Annotated in this window: 15 protein-coding genes; 4 read left to right on the forward strand and 11 right to left on the reverse strand. The window is 72.2% G+C overall.

Going from position 1 to position 18,311, the window contains the following annotated elements; all coding sequences use genetic code 11:
* Nucleotides 1–97 precede the first annotated feature (97 nt).
* From DQ384_RS16095 to DQ384_RS16125, 7 genes are read right to left on the reverse strand one after another with little or no spacing between them, the layout of a single operon-like run.
* Nucleotides 98–478, reverse strand: coding sequence for a DUF6176 family protein (locus tag DQ384_RS16095; RefSeq protein ID WP_114029627.1), 381 nt, complete (start codon nt 476–478; stop codon nt 98–100).
* 30 nt (nt 479–508) lie between these two features.
* Nucleotides 509–2,020 carry an alpha/beta hydrolase gene (locus DQ384_RS16100; RefSeq protein ID WP_114029628.1) on the reverse strand — a complete coding sequence of 504 codons (1,512 nt, stop codon included), beginning with the start codon at nt 2,018–2,020 and terminating at the stop codon, nt 509–511.
* Between the two features lie 27 nt (nt 2,021–2,047).
* Nucleotides 2,048–2,767, reverse strand: a complete 720-nt coding sequence (locus DQ384_RS16105; RefSeq protein ID WP_114029629.1) for an SRPBCC domain-containing protein — start codon at nt 2,765–2,767, stop codon at nt 2,048–2,050.
* A 13-nt stretch (nt 2,768–2,780) separates the two neighbouring features.
* A complete protein-coding gene (locus tag DQ384_RS16110; protein ID WP_114029630.1) occupies nt 2,781–4,073 on the reverse strand; it encodes an MFS transporter in 1,293 nt (430 codons plus the stop codon).
* Entirely contained in the window at nt 4,073–5,404 is a 1,332-nt protein-coding gene (locus tag DQ384_RS16115) for a JmjC domain-containing protein (RefSeq protein ID WP_147268798.1), read from the reverse strand. The genes DQ384_RS16110 and DQ384_RS16115 overlap by 1 nt, the downstream gene beginning before the upstream one ends.
* A 14-nt stretch (nt 5,405–5,418) precedes the next feature.
* Nucleotides 5,419–6,642 (reverse strand): hypothetical protein, encoded by a 1,224-nt coding sequence (locus tag DQ384_RS16120; RefSeq protein WP_114029632.1) that lies wholly within the window; start codon nt 6,640–6,642, stop codon nt 5,419–5,421.
* Nucleotides 6,643–6,651: 9 nt separating this feature from the next.
* Nucleotides 6,652–7,692 carry a YcaO-like family protein gene (locus DQ384_RS16125; protein ID WP_114029633.1) on the reverse strand — a complete coding sequence of 347 codons (1,041 nt, stop codon included), beginning with the start codon at nt 7,690–7,692 and terminating at the stop codon, nt 6,652–6,654.
* 1,214 nt (nt 7,693–8,906) lie between these two features.
* Between DQ384_RS16125 and DQ384_RS16130 the strand changes: the two genes are divergently transcribed.
* A complete protein-coding gene (locus DQ384_RS16130; protein WP_245966521.1) occupies nt 8,907–9,848 on the forward strand; it encodes a hypothetical protein in 942 nt (313 codons plus the stop codon).
* A gap of 151 nt (nt 9,849–9,999) precedes the next feature.
* Here DQ384_RS16130 and DQ384_RS16135 read toward each other — a convergent pair whose 3' ends face one another.
* Nucleotides 10,000–10,854 carry a sulfotransferase family protein gene (locus DQ384_RS16135; protein WP_114029634.1) on the reverse strand — a complete coding sequence of 285 codons (855 nt, stop codon included), beginning with the start codon at nt 10,852–10,854 and terminating at the stop codon, nt 10,000–10,002.
* A gap of 625 nt (nt 10,855–11,479) precedes the next feature.
* Here DQ384_RS16135 and DQ384_RS16140 point away from each other — a divergent pair.
* On the forward strand, nt 11,480–14,377 hold the full coding sequence (locus DQ384_RS16140) for an AfsR/SARP family transcriptional regulator (RefSeq protein WP_114029635.1): 2,898 nt from the start codon (nt 11,480–11,482) through the stop codon (nt 14,375–14,377).
* A gap of 55 nt (nt 14,378–14,432) precedes the next feature.
* Here the strand turns inward: DQ384_RS16140 and DQ384_RS16145 are convergent, their stop codons facing one another.
* Nucleotides 14,433–14,783: a hypothetical protein gene (locus DQ384_RS16145; protein WP_114029636.1), complete on the reverse strand. Its 351-nt coding sequence runs from the start codon at nt 14,781–14,783 to the stop codon at nt 14,433–14,435.
* A 210-nt stretch (nt 14,784–14,993) separates the two neighbouring features.
* The gene (locus DQ384_RS16150) at nt 14,994–15,308 is read right to left on the reverse strand and encodes a hypothetical protein (RefSeq protein WP_147268799.1); all 315 of its coding nucleotides are present in this window, start codon (nt 15,306–15,308) and stop codon (nt 14,994–14,996) included.
* Nucleotides 15,309–15,495: 187 nt separating this feature from the next.
* Here DQ384_RS16150 and DQ384_RS16155 point away from each other — a divergent pair, with 187 nt between their 5' ends.
* Both DQ384_RS16155 and DQ384_RS16160 read left to right on the forward strand, forming a co-directional pair.
* Nucleotides 15,496–16,287 carry a CPBP family intramembrane glutamic endopeptidase gene (locus tag DQ384_RS16155; protein WP_114029778.1) on the forward strand — a complete coding sequence of 264 codons (792 nt, stop codon included), beginning with the start codon at nt 15,496–15,498 and terminating at the stop codon, nt 16,285–16,287.
* Between the two features lie 124 nt (nt 16,288–16,411).
* The gene (locus tag DQ384_RS16160; RefSeq protein WP_245966522.1) at nt 16,412–17,221 is read left to right on the forward strand and encodes a polysaccharide deacetylase family protein; all 810 of its coding nucleotides are present in this window, start codon (nt 16,412–16,414) and stop codon (nt 17,219–17,221) included.
* A gap of 102 nt (nt 17,222–17,323) precedes the next feature.
* Here DQ384_RS16160 and DQ384_RS16165 read toward each other — a convergent pair whose 3' ends face one another.
* Nucleotides 17,324–18,262, reverse strand: a complete 939-nt coding sequence (locus DQ384_RS16165; RefSeq protein ID WP_114029639.1) for a DUF4429 domain-containing protein — start codon at nt 18,260–18,262, stop codon at nt 17,324–17,326.
* Nucleotides 18,263–18,311 lie beyond the last annotated feature (49 nt).

Consider the following 18,311-nt stretch of genomic DNA (forward strand, 5'->3'; position numbering starts at 1 on the left):
GCCATCCTCGGATTCCTGGTCGCGGGCCAGGCCGTCCGGCACCTCCGGCTTCACCGCCAACGGCGCCGCGGCCCCCCGCACCGGCCGCCGGCGGCCGTCAAGGAGTCTCCGCCTGGTGCCCGGCGGGGATCAGCGACAGCGCGGGACTCCCGTGCTGGTGTGTGGAGAGGTCGAACAGGACCTCGACGCCGGCGTGGCCGGCCCAGGCGGCCTTGAGGACTTCCCGGTGCTCGATGTCGACGGGATGGGTGGACTGCTGGAAGACGGCCTGGGATCGGGCCGAGTCCTCCTCCTCCAGGGCGTAGACCATGAGCGGCCCCGCCGGGGTGTCCACCAGGAGGACGGTCTCGTGCCGCACGCCCTCCTCCTCGAACGTGGCGAGGATCTCGTCCCGGCGCGGGCCGGACAACGTGGCGAACCATTCACGCAGCCGGTCCACCTGATCGGACTCGACCCTGCTGACCGAAACCCTGAGCATCACGCAACCCCGTAGGTGTCGACGCCGGACTCATCCAAGACGGTCCAGCCAAGAGAAGAAAGGAGGAAAGACCCGCCGGGCCGCGTGGTCGGAGAGCATGCCGTGGCCCTCGCCCTCGATGGCCACCCATTCCGATCCGGACGGCAGGTCGTCCAGGTGGGCGCTGACCGCCTCGACGGGGATGCGCGGGTCTCGCTCGCCGTGCGCGACGAAGTGCGGCACGGCGGCGAACGGCACATGTGCCGCGAAGCGGCCGGCCGCCGTCCGCAGGAAGGCCTCGACCTGCGGATGCCCGGACCCGTCGAGATCCGAGGGCCGCAGGAAACCGCCGAGCAGGAACACGCCACGCACCTCGGGCGCCATCCGGGCGACACGGCTCGCCAGATAGCCCCCGTAGCTCATCCCGCCGACCACGACCGGGCCGACCGCGGTCCGGCCCAGCACGGTCAGCGCGTCGTCCGCGTCGTCCACGCCGTAGAGTCCCGGCAGCGGAGCGCGGACCGCGGGATCGACGAGCCCGCTGCCGCGCAGGTTCGGCTGGACGACGCGCCAGCCGGCCAGCGCCAACGACTCGGCGAACGGCGACCAGGTCGCCAGGTTCGACCCGTTCGGGCCGCCGTGCAGCAGCAGCACGGTGCCACGCGCCTGGCCCGGGGGGTCGCGCAGCAGGGTGGGCAGGGGACAGTGCGGTCCCTCGATGACGGTGCAGACGGCGGAAGGCAGGCCGGGGGCGTCCGGCGCGGCAGGGCTCAGCCGGACCTGTTCTCCGCCGGCCAGCCGTCCCGCCTCGATGAGCTCCAGCCGGCGCGGCTGCCCGGGGGAGGTCCAGCTCAGGCCGACGAGGTCACCTTCGGCCCGCACGTCGTCCACCACGATCTGGTCGGGCCCGACCAGGCGGCGCAGCGCCCCCGAGCGGACGTGCCAGGCGTACGGGATGCGTCCCGGCCAGGCCTCCAGGACCACGACGACCTCGTGCTCGGACAGCCACGGCCCGGCCGAGATCACCGGGCCGTCCCAGTGCGAGACGCCGTCGCGGTCCACGCACACGACCCGGCGAGCCCTGCCCTGGCGCAGCAGCAGGGCGATCCGGTCGTGTCCGGGGAACGCGGGCACGACGCACTCGGCCGTCGCCCCGGGGGGCAGCCGCACCTCCCCGGCGACCGGATGCGCGACGGCACGCCCGTCGCGGGTCAGGAGCGCGGGCGGCTCGGCGTACTCCCGTTCCGCGCCGATGCCGGCCAGCGGTATCGGCACGCTGTTCGCCCGCTCGGCCGCGAGGTCCTGGAACACCTCGGCCACCAGGCGCCCACCGGTCCACTCCGGCCGCGAGTGCCATCGGGACCCGGTGGTGAGCCTGGTCCACCGGCCGTTCGCGAGCAGCGCGAGGTGGCGGTCGGACCAGGCGTCGGTGCTGACCACCGGACCGGCGGGCGTGAGCGCGAACGCCGGCCGTGAGGCGTCGAGCTGCGCCCGCCGGAACGGGGTGGGCAGCGGCCCGGTGATCTCCGGCGACCGGTCGGGCAGCGGAACGACGTCCGGCATCTTGGCCTTCCTCCACGTGGTTCGCGGTCAGGAGGGCGTGTACTGCTTCGCCCGCAGCACCACCGGCACCAGGCGGTCCCCGACCAGCAGCTCCACCCGTTCCCCCGGCCGGTGGCTCTCGACCCACGCGTCCAGGTCGTCCAGGCTGCCGAACACGAAGTCGCCGCAGGAGCGGATGACGTCGCCCGCGCGGACCCCGGCCAGGTCGGCGGGCGCGCCGACGGCCACGTCCTGCACCAGCATGCCCTCACCGCGAATGGCTCCGACGGGGATCACCCCGAGCTCGGTCTTGTGCATGGTGTGGTAGTTCTTCGGCGTCCCGTCCAGGTAGTCGCCGAGCAGCTCCAGGAAGTGGTCCCAGTGGTGCAGGAAGCCGTCGCGCTCGAACCTGCCGTTGCCGTCCGCGGGGAAGCCGTCCTGCTGGAGCTTCAGGCGGGTGTGGGTGTCCCCCGATTCCGTCGGCACGTCCGTCAGCTCGAACGTCATCCGGATCTCGGCGTCGCAGGCGACGAGGCCGATCACCAGTTCCAGGCGGCGGAACCGGTCCAGGACCTGGATCCGCCCGCTGTAGGTGGTCGGCATGCGCGCGCCGGGGTCGTAGATCCAGCACAGCGCCGCGCCCTCGCGCTCGGGCATGACACTGGCCACCGTGCCCAGCCAGTGCTCGGCCGCTCCCGGGTCGAAGATGGTCTGCCAGACCTTCTCCCGGGGGTGCCGCAGCAGGCGTTCCAGGCTGTTGCTCTCCATCGTTTGCTCCTTCTCATGCTGACTGACTGTCGGCCGGGGGCGCCGTCAGCTCCGCGACCCGGGACCGCGTGATCGTGACGCTGGCGAACACGGCCAGCGCGAGCATGATCGCGCCGGCGACCACGAACGACATGCGCAGCCCGGACAGCGAGGCGAGGACGCCGCCCAGCAGCGCGCCGAACGGCATCGCCCCGTAGGTGACCAGCCGGTGCACGCCGGTGACCCTGCCGAGCAGGTGGTCCGGTGTGCCGGACTGCCGCAGGGACATCTGGTTGACGTTCCAGATCGCGGCGCCGAGCCCGGCCAGGATCTCCCCGGCCCCCGCGGTCCACACGTTCGGCGCCGCGGCGGTGACCAGGCACGCGACCCCCGCCACGACCAGCGCCAGCCGGAGGCTGACCGCCGTGCCGAACCACTTGTTGAGCCGCCCGGCCTGCGCCGCGCCGAAGAGGGCGCCGAAGGAGCCCACGGCGAGCAGCAGGCTGAAGCCGAAGGCGCCGAGGCCGAACACCTGCTGGGCGAAGAGCACGAAGATGGCGCTCTGCGCGAGGCACGCGACGTTGAACAGGCCGGCTATGCCGGTGATCGCCCGCAGGACCGGCTGCCGCCACAGCCAGGTGAAGCCCTCACTGATGGCCTGCCGCAGGCCGATGTCGCCGAGGGTGTTGCGGGCGACGTGGTAGTCGCCCCGCATCCTGCGCAGGAGGACGGAGCTGACCAGGAAGGACACCGCGTCGCCGAAGAAGGGCACCGACCGCGACACGCTGAACAGCAGACCGCCGAGGGGCGGCCCGACGAAGGATTCCACCGTGTTCCGCGACCCGACCAGCCACGAGTTGGCCCGCTGGATCTTCTCGGGGTCGTTCGCCACCACCTTGGGCAGTACGGCGGTGCTGGCGCTGTCGAACACGGTGTCGGCGATGGCGATCAGGAAGCCCACCACCATCAGCAGGGCGATGCCGGCGGATCCGGTCGCCACGGCCACGGCGAGCCCCGCGGTCAGCCCGGCGCGGACCAGGTCGCTGATCCACATGGCGCGTTTGCGGTCCCACCGGTCGGCCATGACGCCCGCGGGCAGGGCGAACAGCAGCCAGGGCAGCCTGCCGACGACGACCACGGACGACACCACGATCGGGTCGCTGGACAGCGTGGCCGCCAGCAGCGGCAGCGCCGCGGAGGAGATGCCGTTGCCGAGGAGCGACACGGTCGTCGCCCCCCACAGCATGGGGAAGTCGGGGGCGAGCGCGGACAGGCCGAACCGGCCCGGCCGGCGAGGGGGACTCGCGTTGTGCAGGGTGTCCGCCATCAACGGTCCTTTCTGTCAGGTGCGCCGGGGGGGAGAGGCTCGGGCGCGAGGTCGAGTCGCAGCAGGCCATGCCGGAGCAACTCCGCCACCAGTTCGCGGCCCTCGCCGGCGGACGGCCCGCCTTCGCCGGAGACCGCGCGGACCAGCTCGTCCACCCGCCATGGGGTACGGGCGAGCAGCCGCCGCACCAGGGGGGCGCAGACGGCGTCGAAGTCGTAGCGCTTGCCGGCGGACACCAGGACGCACCGGCCCCCGTCCTCGCGCAAGGCGACCGGCCGGGGCGAGGCCAGCACCACGACGGCGTCCGGCGGGCAGTCGCCGTCCTGCCCGGACGCCGCGTACGGCAGTGAGTGCCGGGGCCTGGCCTGCGCGCGCCCGTCCCTTTCGGCGACGTACCGGCGCAGCCCGTCCTCGGTGAGCAGGGCGCCGATCTCCTCCCGCAGCACGGACAGGCGGCTCGCCGTCTCGTCGTCCCACCCGCTGAGCGGCAGGTCGTGGCGCGCCTCCGGGAGGCGGCGCTGCCGCTCGACCGCCCACTTCAGGAAGTCCTCGACCACCGGCCGCCGGAAGCCGATGGTGAGGTGGACGGTGGTGCCGCCCACCGGCCGGACGGCGTGCCAGTGGCCGCGCGGCACGTACAACGCCTCGCCCTCGCGCAGCTCGAACTGCCGCCAGGGGGTCGCGGGGCATTCGTTGAGGGGCTCGTCGCCGGGCAGCGGCACGGGACGGCCGACGCCGAACAACTGCCATTCCTTGCGGCCGTAGATCTGCAGGATGAGCCCGTCGTGGTCGTCCCAGTGCGGGTCGAAGGCGCCGACCTCCCCCCAGGAGGCGTAGAGGTTGACGAACACCTCCGCGCGCAGGTCGTGTTCGAGGGCTTCGGCGAGGTCCCGGACCGCCGGAACGGCTTCGTCCACCGAGCCGAAGACCAGCGTCGCGCCCTCGCGCAGCCGGGCGTGCAGTTTCGTGCTGCTGACGCGTAGCGCGGGTTCCCTGCCGACGCCCCGGCCCGGGATCGGCTCGACGTAGGACGACGGGGGCAGCGACTTGTTCGCCCTGGCCACCTGCATGCGCAGCGGCCATGCCCGGTGGCCGTCGAGCAGCCGGTTGAGCTCGGCCCAGGGCAGCAGGTGGTGGAAGCGGTCCGGCTCGCCGGTGTCGTGGTAGCAGTCCCTGCCCCAGTACCGGTCGAGGAACCGTTCACCGGTCATGGTGCCGAGAACGCGGTCCAGCGCGTGGCCGCCCACGCCGGTGTCGCCGGGGCTCGGCCCTGGCAGGTCGGACAGGGGGTCCAGCTCGGCGACCGCGAGCAGCCTGCGTGTGTCGGCCATGATCACTCCCGAGGTCAGACGTCGGCCCGGTGGGCGGGCAGGCGTGCGGCCGGATCCAGGTCCAGCAGGAGGCGGCGGGCGTGCTCGGCCTCCTCCGGCCGCTCCAGCCGCTCCGCGCACACGGCCGCCGCGTTCGCCGCCGACGCCCCGCGCAGCGTGCCGGAGCCCGCGGCGCGCAGGAACGTCTCCAGCGCGGCCTCCCAGTCGCCGCGCCCGGCGAGGTAGGCGCCGATCGCGTAGAGCGGCTCGGGATCGACGGGGTCGAGGGCGAGCAGTTGCCCGGTGGCGTCGTCGGGGGCGCTCGCCGAGCCGGTCAGGGTGTCCAGCTTGAGGTGGGCCTCCAGCACCAGCCCGCGGTTCTCCCGCTGGTAGTGGGCCTGCACCGGGTTCTCGGCCGACCGCGCCAGGGCGTCGTCGTGTGCCAGGGCGTCGCGCATGTGCGCGACCACCGGGTCCGGGTCGCGGCCGGACAGCTTGTGCAGCGCGGCGGCGCGGTGGTAGCGGCTGGTCACCAGGTGTGCCAGCCAGCCGGGCTCCTGGCCGAGATCGGCGAGGGACCGCTCGGCCTCGGCGAGCCATCGGGCCGCCTCCTCCCGGTCGCTGCCACGGCTGCGGGTGGAGACCAGTTGGAGGGCCGCAAGGGTGCGCAGAGCCGGGCGGACGGCGTTACAGGCCAGCCAGCCGAAGATCTCGTACGGGACGGCGGACTTCCTGTTGAGCTGGTAGGCCGCGCGGGCCACTTCGTAGGCCAGCTGCTGGCGGAGCGGGTCGGCGTCGATGGCGACGTTGCCGACCAGGCGTACCGCGTGGCGGTGGAAGCCGAGCTGCGTGAGCAGGGCGACGACGACGACCCGGCGTGCCGCCGGCAGTTCGTCCCAGCGCTCCAGCGCCTCGACGAGGGCCTGCCAGCGCGGCGAGCGCACCTCGCCGGGGAGCTCGGCGGGCTGTCCGCACAGGTGCCGGTGGCTTCTGGCCTGCACGATGACCTGGTAGCGGGAACTGGTCACGGACACCGTGCTGAACCAGTTGGGCACGACCGCCTCCTCCTCGCCGGTGAGCATCCGGGCGAGGTGGACGGCGTGCCGGGAGCGCAGCGGGGCGGGGCCGGGGGGATCGCGCAGGTCCAGCCACCCGGTCCAGCGCCGGGCCAGTTCGGCCGTATCGAGCGCGTCCGCCGTCGGGAACCACAGCTCGCCGAATGACCGGGAGTCGTCGCGCTGATAGGCGAAGGAAGGCACGTGGGGCTCCTAAACCACTGGGCAGGGCAGGTGGGAGGCCGGGGTGAGCGGCTCGAAGACCTCCGAGCCGTGGCACACGACGCGGTGCACCACGTGGTCGTCGGTGGAGGGCAGCAGCACCTCGACCGGCTGGCGCCCGAACAGGGCGTCCGCGGCGTCCAGCAGTGCCGCCGGGTCGGCCGGGGCCCGCCGGAGGGCGCCGCGCCCCGCGATCCGGCGCTCGACGAAGTCCAGGTGGGCCGCGCCGGCCGCGGCCACGGCGTGTCCTCTGTCCCTGTCGCGGCTCTGCAGGGCGCTCGACGGGCGCGCGCCCAGTGCGAGCCTGGCCGCGACCGCCTCGTAGACGGCGTGCCGTACGGCGTCGGCGGTGTCGCCTCTCGCCGCGGCGCCGCAGGTGAGGGCGGCACCGCCGGCTCGATGCAGCAATGCGAGCACGATGTCCGGGTACGGCCGGGTCACGCGGACGACGCGCAGGACGACCTCGTGGTCGCGCAGGCCGGCGAGCAGCCCCGCGGGCAGCACCAGCTCACGCAGGTGGTCCAGGTCCTCGAAGCTGATGTCGCCGGTGCGCCAGCCGCGGGCCAGCACGTGCCGCTCGATCACTTCCAGCAGCGCGGCCGTCCGCGCGTGCCGCCGGTCCGTGCCCGCGCCGGTGCCGGCGGAGGTCTGCACGCACCACCGCTCCTCGGGCGGCGGCGGGTCCCAGCCGAGGAAGACCGCCTGGGCCGGCACGGCCGTCTCGGCGCCGTCGCGCATGCCGGTTCCGGCCACCCAGTGGCAGGGCGGCGAACCGGCGTCCAGCAACGCGGCGGGTTCGACCCTGGGCAGTGCGCCGGGATCCGCCAGCAGCGGCAGCACACCGGCCGCCGACACGTGGCTCACGTGCTGGACGTACTCGCCGAGCGCGCGCCGCGCCGCCCGGCCGGGGTCGTCGTCGCAGGCACCGCCGCTGATCCCGTTCTCGTCGCTCATCCAGGCGACGTGGACGGCGCCGTTGATCAGAGGGCGCACCGTGGGCCCGGCGGCCCGCACCGCTCCCCGGTGGCTCATACTCACTCCTTGGCGAACATCGACCGTCACTCCGGGTGCGGACGCGGCGGGGTGCCTGCGCAGGCGACCCACCCCACCACGTCCTTCCGATCGGCCGCTCCCAGGTCACGGGCGTGCGGACGACCTACGCGGTCAGTAAGACTTGTTGCCGAGGACGTCGAACTCTGCGGCTTCCTCGTCGACCTGACCCAGGTCCCAGCTGATCTCCATGGATGCGTTCACCTCCTCCCGTGGTGCGTGGAATCTTGGCGGGCGCGGAGGTCTGGCGCACCTTTTGGATTGCTATGTTCGCTGCCTTGTCAGAAGTCGTGGTCGTCGGCGAGCCTGCTGCCGCCAACGGTCGAGGGCCCCATCCCGTGAGGAACCGCGGTGCTCCGAGCATGGTGTCGGCCGCGTCGGTCAGAGACCGGCTGACCGACGCGGGGGTTTCATGTGCGGTCTTCGGAGAGCGGCCTGTCCGATTCACGGCTTGCCGGTCGTGAGCTCCGGGCGTTTTCGGGGCCGCCCCATTCGGCGAGGAGGACCGCGCCGAGCATGAGGGCGGCTCCCGTCCAGCCGAGGGCTGTCAGGCGGTCGCCTGCGAGCCAGAAGCCGAAGAGGCCGGCGAAGGCCGGTTCGGTGGCGAGGATGAGGGAGGCACGGACCGGGGAGGTGGGCGTCCTGGGCGGTTCGTGGTCGCCGGCTGCGCGTGGGGCCGACGGCCGACCCTGTCCTCTGCCCGGCCGCATCCGGCGCCGAACCTCGGCGCGAGGAGGTTCGGGAAGGTCGGAGAAGGGCTCAGTGGGGGCGCCGCGGCCGATCGTCAGCGGCGCGGCGGTCGGAGCTCACCGTGCGTGTCGAAGTCGCGAGACGCATGAATGCCAAAGATCATGAATGCCGAAGATATGGTGTCCCGGTGGTGAGAACGGCGGGAGGTGTCGCGTTTCCCGGCCGCGAACACAAGCCCGATCCTCTGGGTGTGAATTTCCAAAGTCAAGGCCCAAATTCCCGTTGTCGGATCCTGTCTACTCATATCCGACCATATGTATGGTATTTCCGTAAAACCGGTTTTGAGACGCCCAAACGCCGGTGCTCCCAGGTCAGGACCAGCGGCTCGCGTTATCAGGCCACAACGATGCGTAGGTGCCGACGCGTTCCCGTGCGGGTATCCTCGGCCGGTCCGGGCGTCCGATTCCTACAAGCCACCGTGGGCCGGCTCACGCGAGCATGAGGATATGGAATTCGAAGTGACCAAGGCGGCGACCTTCATGGTCACGCACGCGCGCATGATCGACCGCCGCCGTTTCGAGGCGATCACCACCCCGGACGCGCCGGCGGACGCGCTCCTGGCGGCGCTCGCCGCGTACCGCAACGACGACGGCGGGTTCGGCTGGGGGCTGGAGCCGGATCTGCGGTCCCCGGAGAGCCAGCCCGCGGGGGCGCTGCACGCGTTCGAGGTGCTGGAGGAGATCGGCCGGCCCGTGGGGGAGCTCGCGACGACGTTGTGCGACTGGCTCGACTCGGTGTCCCTGCCCGACGGCGGACTGCCCTTCGCGCTGCCGATAGGCGAGCCGGTGGGGTCGGCCCCGTGGTGGCTCGGCGCGGACCCCGACAGCTCGTCCCTGCACATCACCGCCGCCGTGGCCGCCGCGGCGCACGGTGTCGCCCGGCACGATCCGGCGGTCCGCGACCACGTGTGGCTCGCGCGGGCCACCGATCACTGCCGGCGCGCGATCGCGGACCCCGGGCGCCCGCCGGGAGGCGCGTACGAGCTGCGCTTCGTGCTGGGCTTCCTCGACGCGATCCAAGACGACGCGAACCAGGACGAGCCGGCTCGGGACCACGCGACGAAGGACGCCGGCGTCCGGGACCACGCGATCCAGGCCACTGCCCCGGAAGCCGTACCGGGCGCAGGAGCGGAGCTCGGACGGCTCGCCGCTCGGCTGCCGCGTGACGGGATCCTCCCGGTCGAGGGCGGCCTGGAGGGCGAGGCGCTGCGCCCGCTCGACGTCTCCCCGTGGCCGGACCGTCCGCTGCGCCGATTCGTCCCGCGGACGTCATCGCCGCCGACCTCGGCCGTCTCGCCGCCGGGCAGCGGGAGGACGGGGGGTGGGTCGTGGACTTCGCGTCCCAGTCACCGGCGGCGGCACTCGAATGGCGCGGCCACGCCACCGTGAACGCGGTCAAGATCCTCCTCGCCAACGGGAGGGCGACCGGCTGAGCCACAGGCACCCACGGGAGCACGCCGGGTCGGGTCAGGGGTACCTGCGGGAGGGCGCCGACCCGAGTCGTGGGGAGCCGGGGTTCACCCGCGCCAGGGTGCCCGGGTCACAGATACCCCCACGCGGCCGCCATCTCGCGGAGGTCCTCCGGGACCTCCTCCGGCGGAGGGGGCGGGGTGCCCGGTTGCACGCGGCCGCTGCGGATCTTGTCGCGCCAGTCGCCGATGCCCTTGACGAACTCGCCGTGGTCGTGGTCGCCGTACCGGAGCACGGCCTCCTCGAAGTCGAGGCCGAGGAAGGCGCACGCCCGTCCGAGCTCCCGTTCCGGGTCCGCGACCAGGGCCTCGTAGGTGAGGTCCAGGCCGTCGTAGCGCTGCCGGGCCTCCTGCAGGTAGCGCATGTACTGCAGCGTGTGCCGGACCGCCTCCTCCATGGGACGCTGCTCGGGGTCGGCCTCGTGCCAGGAGCGCGCGATCGAGGCCGGGTGGCGCATCAGGAAGAGGAACCGCGCGTCCGGCCAGCACGTGCGGATGCGCTTGTGCGCGAAGACGTTGCTCGGCGTCTTGTCGACGATGACGTCCTTGCCGCTCCTGACCAACTCCCGGTGGAGCATGCGGTCCCACAGGATGTGTTCGATGTCGCTCTTGGAGTGGCCAAGTGCCTCCATCGCCTGCTGGACCGGTTCGGTGGTCAGCGTCACAGCGAGCCGCCGGATGTGCAGTTCGTGCGGGGCGTGGATGCGCGAGTGGCTGTTGAGCAGGACGCGCAGCAGCGTCGAGCCGGACCTGACCGGGGACAGCACGAAGACCGGCGCCCGCAGCAACCGGTCGTTCACCGGATCGGCCGGGGGGCGCACCTGGTCGGCCGGGGCCGGCGGCTCCGGCTCCGGCGTGCGCGCCTTGGAGAGGCTGTATCCGGTGAACTCTTCGAGTGCCGCGTTCACCTTTCTCTTCCATGCCATGACCCGCGACCGTAGGAACGCGCGGTGTCGCGGAGGTGAACGAAGCCTGGGGAATGCCGAAGAGCTTCGAAAGAGTTCCTGAGTACGCCCTCGCAGGGTGTCGGAGGAGTTTCTTGATCACGCGCCGCAGGGGTGGTGGCGTACGGCGGTCCAAGGGGGTTCGCATGCAGGGCAGGACTTGGACCGCCGTACGCTCTCCCCGCATCCGCCGAGCGGGGCCATGAGCCCATCGCGGACGCGCCTTCAGGTCCGCGATGAGCCCCCGCGTCTCGCGAACCCGGACATGCGCCGGCGATGGACGAATCCGTGGTGTCGCCCCCTACGAGGTCCGCCGGACCTGAGGCAGGCGACGCTGTGAGCCGGTCCCCATGTCGCGTTCTCCTTCCTCGGAGGCGTGGGCCGTTTGTCGGAGCCGGCGAGTACGCTCAAAATTGCGATAGTGAACGGCCGTCCCACTTCGGAGCGGTCTGGTCGCTGTGGTGACCAGTCCACCAGAGTCGGGTCCACGGCAGGTTCACGAAGTGTGAACCTCGCGTGCGGGGCTACGTGGTCCCGGCAATCGGTGATCTTGACAGGAGCATGACGCCTGCTCAGGATCGGACACCCAACTGAAGCGGAGGCTGCGGTGGAATACCGGCTCCTCGGTCCCATGCGGGTCCGCGGCTCCACCGGCCAGGAGGTTTCCGTCGCCCGCCCGAAACACCGCCAGGTTCTCGCCGCGCTGCTCTCGGCCGCGGGCAGGGTCGTCACGACGGACCACCTCATGGGCCACCTGTGGGAGGGCTCGCCGCCCCCGTCGGCCCGGGGCAACCTCAAGACGTACGTCTCGGCGCTGCGCAGGCTGCTGTCGCCCGACGATCCCGCGTCCGCGCCGATCGAGACCGTCGGGGACGGCTACCGCATCGTCGTCCGGCCGGGCGAGCTCGACCTGCTGACGTTCACCGATCTGGTCGCACGGGGCCGCGAGGCGGGGAAGGCGGGCGACGTCCGTAAGGCCGGGGTGCTGTTCGAGCAGGCCCTGGACCTGTGGCGCGGCAAGGCGTTCGAGGACATCCCCGTCACCGTGCGGCTCGCCGAAACCGTCGCGCACTTCGAGGACGAGCGGGTCGGCGCCTTCGAGGACTGGATCGAGGCTCGGCTGGCGCTCGGCATGCACGCCGAGGTGATCGGCCGACTACGGCCCTGGCTGAGGGACCACCCTTTGAGGGAACGGCCGTGGGGCCAGATGATGCTCGCGCTGGCTCGCGACGGCAGGCGGGCCGACGCGCTGAGCACCTTCCAGGAGCTCAGGACGCGCCTCGTGGACGAACTCGGAGTCGAGCCCGGCTTCCCGCTCCAGGAACTGCACCGGCGCGTTCTGGCCGGGGACCCGGGCCTGTTCCCCGAGCCTCCTGCGCAGACGTCCGAGGGCTCCCGCGCCGCCGAGGGCGACCGTCCCGCCGCCCCGGCCGGTGACGAGGAAACGGTCACGGTCGTGCCGAGGGAGCTGCCGTCCAACATCCCCTTCTTCGTCGGCCGCCAGAAGGAGATCCGCAGACTGGAGTCCTGGCTGAACCCTCCGGGCGACGCGATTCCCACCCCTGTGGTCGCCATCTGCGGACCTCCCGGGGCCGGCAAGTCGGCGCTCGGGCTGCGCGTCGCCCATATGGTCGCCGGGCGGTTCCCCGACGGGCAGGTGTACGTGAACCTGCGCGGCGCCATGCCGGGCGTGCGGCGGCTCGACACCTCCGAGGTGCTCGGCCGCATCCTGCGCGCGTTCGGCATGCCCGGCCCGCGGGTGCCCACGGACGTCGACGAGGCCGCGGCGGCGCTGCGCACCCTGCTGCACGGCAAGCGGGCGCTGATCCTCCTGGACGACGCCGCCTCGGTCGCCCAGGTGAGCCCGGTCGTTCCGACGACACCCGGGTCGGTCGTGCTGCTCACCTCGCGCGAGAGCTTCGCCTACCTGGCGCCCGCGTCGCAGGTCAACCTGGGCCGCATGTCCCATACGGAGGCTTCGACGATGCTCACCCGGCGGTTCACGTCGGGGGGTGTCGAGTTCACCGAGGAGTCCGTGCAGCGGCTGGTCGTCCTGTGCGACCGGCTCCCGCTCGCCCTTCATGTGGCCGGAGCCCGGCTGGCCAGCCGGGCGAGCTGGTCGGCGGACAACCTCATCGAGCGGCTGCACAACGAGGGCCGGCGTCTCGACGAGCTGCACACCGGGGAAAGCGGTGTCCGCGGCAGCATCGCGGTCAGCTACGCCGGGCTCGCCGAGAGCACGCAAGCGATCGACCGCGCGGCCGCCACTGCGTTCCGCCTGATCGGCACCATCCGCGTCCCCGAGCTCGGGGCGGAAGCCGTCGCCGCGCTGCTGGACGTGCCCGCCCGCGCGGCGGAGCAGGCGATCGAGCGGCTCGCCGACGCGAACCTCATCGACAGCCCGGCCCCTGGTCGCTACACCATGCACGACCTGGTGAGGCTTTACGCGCAGGAACGCGCGGTGGACGCCGAGCCGCCCGAACGGCGGACGGAGGCCCTGCACCGCGTGCTCGGCTTTTTCATCGCCACGACGGTCAGGGCCGCCAGGCTCGTCGACCCTCATCGCGTGCACGCGAAGGCACCCGAGATCCCGCAGGCTCCGCTGCCGCTCGCGGACCGGGACGAGGCCGAGCGATGGCTGCACCGGGAACAGCCCAACATGCTGGCGCTGATCGGTCAGACCACGGACGCCGACGACGTCACGGTCGGCCTCGCGGCGGCCCTCGCCCTGGCGATGCAGTGGCATCTGTACACCAACGGGTATCGCGAGGAGGGGTTGTCGCTCGGGCGCATGGCCTTGGCGACGACGCGGCGGTTCGGCGATCGGCGGAACGAGGCGCAGGCGCTGTCCATGATGTACTTCGCGTGCCGCCAACTGGGCCGCGTCGAAGAAGAGCTCACGTACATGTACACCGAGCTGGATCTGAGCCGCGAGTCCGGCGACTCGTTCGCCGAACTGCGGTCGCTCGGCAACATCGCCAGCCACCACATCGTCGGCGGGCGCAACGCCGAGGCGCTCGACTACGCCTGGCAGCAGCTTGCCGTCAGCCGGCGCGCGGGCTCGGCGGTCGGGGAGCGGTACGCCCTCATGATGGCCGGACAGGCGCAAACCGCCCTCGGAAGGTTCGAGGAGGCCATCATCGTGCTGAAGCAGGCGCTGGACATGGCGAGCGAGGTGGGGGACGCCCTGCACGAGGCGATGGCACATCGCCGCCTCGGGGTCGCCCACCTCCTGCGCGGGGAGGTCCTGACCGCCCGCGCCTTCCTCCTCGACGCGCTCAGTGCGTACGAGCGGACGTCATGGCATCCCGAACTATCCGGGACGCTGACCGCGCTCGCCCGGTGCAGCCGCCTGCTCGGAGACATGGAGCAGGCGTACGAATACATCACGGCCAGCCTGAAGACGGCCCTGTTGAGCAGCGACCCGGGAGACGAACGACGCGCCGTCGAAGAACAGGCCGAGATCTTCGCGGGTAGCAGGAAGAATTCCGTGAGCGGCCTGTGACCCACCGGCCGCCGGGCTCGCTGGCCTGGCCGCTCACCTCATCCGCTCGGCGCGCTCACGGCACCTCGACCTGCCAGAAGGCCCCGCATCCCTGCCCCCAGGCCCCGGCGGGTCGCTCGGGATGCGCGTGCCCGCACTCGCAGAAGGCCGTCGCCAGTTCCCGGGCCCCGGCGGGGGACGCCGGCCGGGGGCGCATGCTCGGATGGCGGGTGGCGGCATAAGTCCACGCGTAGGAGACGCGGACCTCGCAGCCCGGGCAGGTCCCGCTGAGCTCGATCCACCTCCCGTCCTCGGACGGCGTGACGGTGAACCCCGTCGTCACCAGCCCGTGGTCGACGAGCCGGTACGCCGCCGCGCGATGGCGCCCGGTGTGCGACGGCCCCGAGGGGCCGGAGGTCTCACTCACGCGTCATCTCCTCGGTCATCCGAAACCCCGGTCCTTCTTGGTCTGATAAACCCGAAAACGGTGCATTTCACCGCAGGCTTCCATCTGACCTTTAGTTGGTTTGCCGCTATTGTCCGGTACGCGGAATGCCGCCCTACGGTCCGTCGTGAACCGTCCCGGCCATCAATGGGCGATTCAGTATGTTGCCATGGAGGCATAAAGCGGGGAAGTTCATTCTTCCGCCTCCATATCGTTTCCTGGCGGACCGCTCGGCCGTGACTTTCGTCCCCCCGCGGGCGGCCTGATCACGCCCTGGAAGACGGCCGCCGCGCCCGCCAGGGGGGCGAGGAAGTGCTCGGGGGACAGGGGGGACGGCGGGTCGAGCAGCAGGCGGATCGCCCCTGCCAGCAGGACCAGCCAGCCGACGATCATCACGAGCTGGCGCAGCAGGCTGGAGGTGTGCCGGAGCAGGCCCGTCGTCGCGCGGACCACCGTGGAGGCGTCCTCCAGGCGACGCACCAGCTTGTACCGCTTCGACCTGGCCACGCGGTCCACCTCCCACCAAAAAGATCAATTGATCGATCGGCGGGCTCGCTAGCGCAAGCAGTATCAACTTCTCGGTGGCCTCGCAATGAGGACTGGCGGATGATGGCCATTTCTTCGAAGACGTGTTCGAATCATGGCGTGGAAGAAGCTGTCGATGGACTTATGCGGGCGCGGCTACGCTGCGGGCATGCACGCCTCTCCGCCGCCCCCGGCCACCGTCGCCGCGCCCGCGTTCACGCCCCGGCTGATCCGCATGGAGATCATCGTGGTCTTCGCGGTGTCGCTCGGCGCCAGTGGCCTGCGCGCGCTGGTGTCCCTGGTCGGCTCGCTGACGGCCCCCAGGGCGCTGAGCGGGCAGCAGGCCGTCCTCGTCGGCACGAGGGCGCCCGGCCGGCCGTGGTTCGACCTGGCCCTCCAACTCGTCGACCTCGCCCTCGACCTGGCGCCCGTCGCCCTCGTGGCCTACCTGCTCGCGCGCTCCGCCGGGTCGCTGCGGACCATCGGCGTGGACGCCCGCGAACCGGGCCGTGACGCGCTACGCGGCGCCCTCCTCGCGGCCGTGGTCGGCGGCACGGGGCTGGTCTTCTACCTCATCGCCTTCGGCGCGGGCGTCAACCTCGACGTCGTGCCGGACGCGCTGCCCGACACGTGGTGGCGCGTCCCCGTCCTGCTGCTCGCGGCGGCGCAGAACGGCGTGCTGGAGGAGGTCATCGTCGCCGGATACCTGCTGCACCGGCTGGCCGGGCTCGGCTGGCGGCCGTGGCACGCCGTCGCGGTGTCGTCGCTGATCCGCGGCTCCTATCACCTTTACCAGGGTTTCGGCGGGTTCGTCGGCAACGTCGCGATGGGCCTGTTGTTCGGGCGCCTGTACCAGAAATGGGGACGGGCGATGCCGCTGATCGTCGCGCACACGCTGATCGACGCCGTCGCCTTCGTCGGATATGGCCTTCTGCGCGGCCGGGTCTCCTGGCTGCCGTAAAGCCGGTGTGTCTCCTGGTTGCCGTAAAGGCTTGCTCTCCGTCGTAACGACCTGTACCTCACGGTTACCCTGACCGGTCCTGTCGGTCAGGGCAATTCCGGTGATAGGTGAGTACGGTGTGACCGTGGAGGACAGCGAGGTCGGCCGCCGCCGTGCCCTGCGGGCTCTCGGCGCGTTGACACTCGCTTCCCTGATCGTGGGCGACGCGGTGAGGACGCCGCCCGCCGGCGCGCCCGTCGCCGGACGGACGTCGGCGCGTAAGCCCGTGGTGAGACACCCGCATGCCGCGACGCCGCCGCACTCAGGGTGGCCGTCGTCGCACCTGAAGGCCCGCCACCAGCCCGTACGCAGCCTGATCGACCTCGCGCCCGCCGCGCCGGGCAACGCCATCGCGCTGACCATCGACGACGGGCCCCACCCCGAGTGGACGCCGAAGATGCTCGACCTGCTGGACGAGCACGACGTGCGGGCGACGTTCTCGCTCATCGGCATCCAGGTGAAGCGCTATCCCCGGCTGGCCGAGCGCATCGTCCGGGCGGGTCACCAGCTCTGCAACCACACCATGCACCACCCGATCCCGTTCAACCGCCTCCCGGCCAGGCGCGTCACGTCCGAGATCGTGGAGGCGCAGGGGCGCATCTCGGACGCCACCGGCGTGGCCGCGCGGTTCTTCCGCTCGCCGGGCGGCTCGTGGTCGCGCCGGGTCGTCCACACAGCGGACGAGCACGGCATGATCCCGATCGACTGGAACGTCGACCCGCGCGACTGGTCGCGTCCGGGCACGCGGCGCATCGCGCAGAGCATGCTGGCCTGCCGGCCGGGCGCGATCCTGCTGTGCCACGACGGTGGCGGTGACCGCTCCGAGACCCTGAAGGCCCTGCGCACGGTGATCCCCCGGCTGAAGCGCCGCGGGCTCACGTTCGTCGCGCTCTGAGGCTCTTCCCGCTGATCAGGGCGGTACCGGTTCCCAGCTCGCAACCGACGGAGCGGCGCCCGCCTCGCGGTCGTGAGCGCACAACCGTTCGCTTTCTGGAGCTCAGAGCCGCCGCAGCAGCGCCTGCTTGGCGGTCGTGAACTCCTCCTCGGTGAGCACCCCGTCGCGGTGCAGCTCGCCCAGCTCGCGCAGGCGGCGCAGCAGCGCGTCGGCGTCGCTCCCGCCGTCGCCGGCCGTCGCGTCGCCGGACCTCGCCGGCCCCGGACCCACCGCGCGCGGACCGTCGGACGGCGCGGCGTCCGTGGGCGCGGCGTCGTGCACGGGCGCGTCCGAGGGGGCCAGCGGGTGCGGCAGCCGCGCGAAGATCGCCGCGATCAGCATGGCGAACGTCCGCGTCTCCTTGTCCATGCCCCACAGCACCAGGCACGACGGGTCGTGCTTGGGCGGCTGCCTGGTCGTCACGCCCCGGAGGCGGAAGCGGATGTGCCCGTTCTCCAGCCCGGCGGCGGGCGTCCAGTCGACGCCCTCCAGGTCCTTCAGCGGGAGGATCTGCGGCCCGGCCGACCGCTTGCCCGTCTCGGTCGCCCAGTTCCAGTCCAGGCGGATCGACGCGCCGTCGAACGTCGCGGTGCCGTCGCCCGCCGAGGCCGTCAGGGGAACCGCCGGGCCGGGCAGCAGGTAGTGGTCGCAGGGTCCCTCCGGCACCCGCTCGATCACCAGCGCGTTGCGCACCTCGTCGGCGAAGTACTCGGCGACGCCCGTGCGGTCCTGGTCGACGGCGAGCTGGTAGGGGTCGGCGGAGTCGGGGACGCGCCCGCGCGCGGCCTGCTCGAACGGGTCGGCGCCCTCGCGTAGCCGCAGCTTCAGCCGTCCGCCCTTGCGCCCCGGCTCGTACGCGATGCCCGCCACCGCCATGATCGGCACCGACCGCTCGCCCACGAGCTGCCGCAGCTTGTGCACATGCCGGTCGCGGGACGGGACGATCCGGATGGTGTCGCCGTCGAACGTCCATGTCCCGTCGCGCACCAAGACCTCCGCCATACCGGGATCTTACGAGCCGGCCCGGCCCGCCGGGCGCGAGGAGACGCCG

The sequence above is a fragment of the Sphaerisporangium album genome (assembly GCF_003323745.1).
In the GTDB taxonomy this organism is placed as follows: Bacteria; Actinomycetota; Actinomycetes; order Streptosporangiales; family Streptosporangiaceae; genus Sphaerisporangium; species Sphaerisporangium album.

Bases quoted from the DNA above. Each gene is read 5' to 3' on its own strand.
- DQ384_RS16100 (WP_114029628.1), bottom strand. From the start codon at position 2,020: ATGCCGGACGTCGTTCCGCTGCCCGACCGGTCGCCGGAGATCACCGGG.
- DQ384_RS16125 (WP_114029633.1), bottom strand. From the start codon at position 7,692: ATGAGCCACCGGGGAGCGGTGCGGGCCGCCGGGCCCACGGTGCGCCCT.
- DQ384_RS16135 (WP_114029634.1), bottom strand. From the start codon at position 10,854: ATGGCATGGAAGAGAAAGGTGAACGCGGCACTCGAAGAGTTCACCGGA.
- DQ384_RS16155 (WP_114029778.1), top strand. From the start codon at position 15,496: ATGCACGCCTCTCCGCCGCCCCCGGCCACCGTCGCCGCGCCCGCGTTC.
- DQ384_RS16130 (WP_245966521.1), top strand. From the start codon at position 8,907: ATGGAATTCGAAGTGACCAAGGCGGCGACCTTCATGGTCACGCACGCG.
- DQ384_RS16110 (WP_114029630.1), bottom strand. From the start codon at position 4,073: ATGGCGGACACCCTGCACAACGCGAGTCCCCCTCGCCGGCCGGGCCGG.
- DQ384_RS16115 (WP_147268798.1), bottom strand. From the start codon at position 5,404: ATGGCCGACACACGCAGGCTGCTCGCGGTCGCCGAGCTGGACCCCCTG.
- DQ384_RS16095 (WP_114029627.1), bottom strand. From the start codon at position 478: ATGCTCAGGGTTTCGGTCAGCAGGGTCGAGTCCGATCAGGTGGACCGG.
- DQ384_RS16165 (WP_114029639.1), bottom strand. From the start codon at position 18,262: ATGGCGGAGGTCTTGGTGCGCGACGGGACATGGACGTTCGACGGCGAC.
- DQ384_RS16105 (WP_114029629.1), bottom strand. From the start codon at position 2,767: ATGGAGAGCAACAGCCTGGAACGCCTGCTGCGGCACCCCCGGGAGAAG.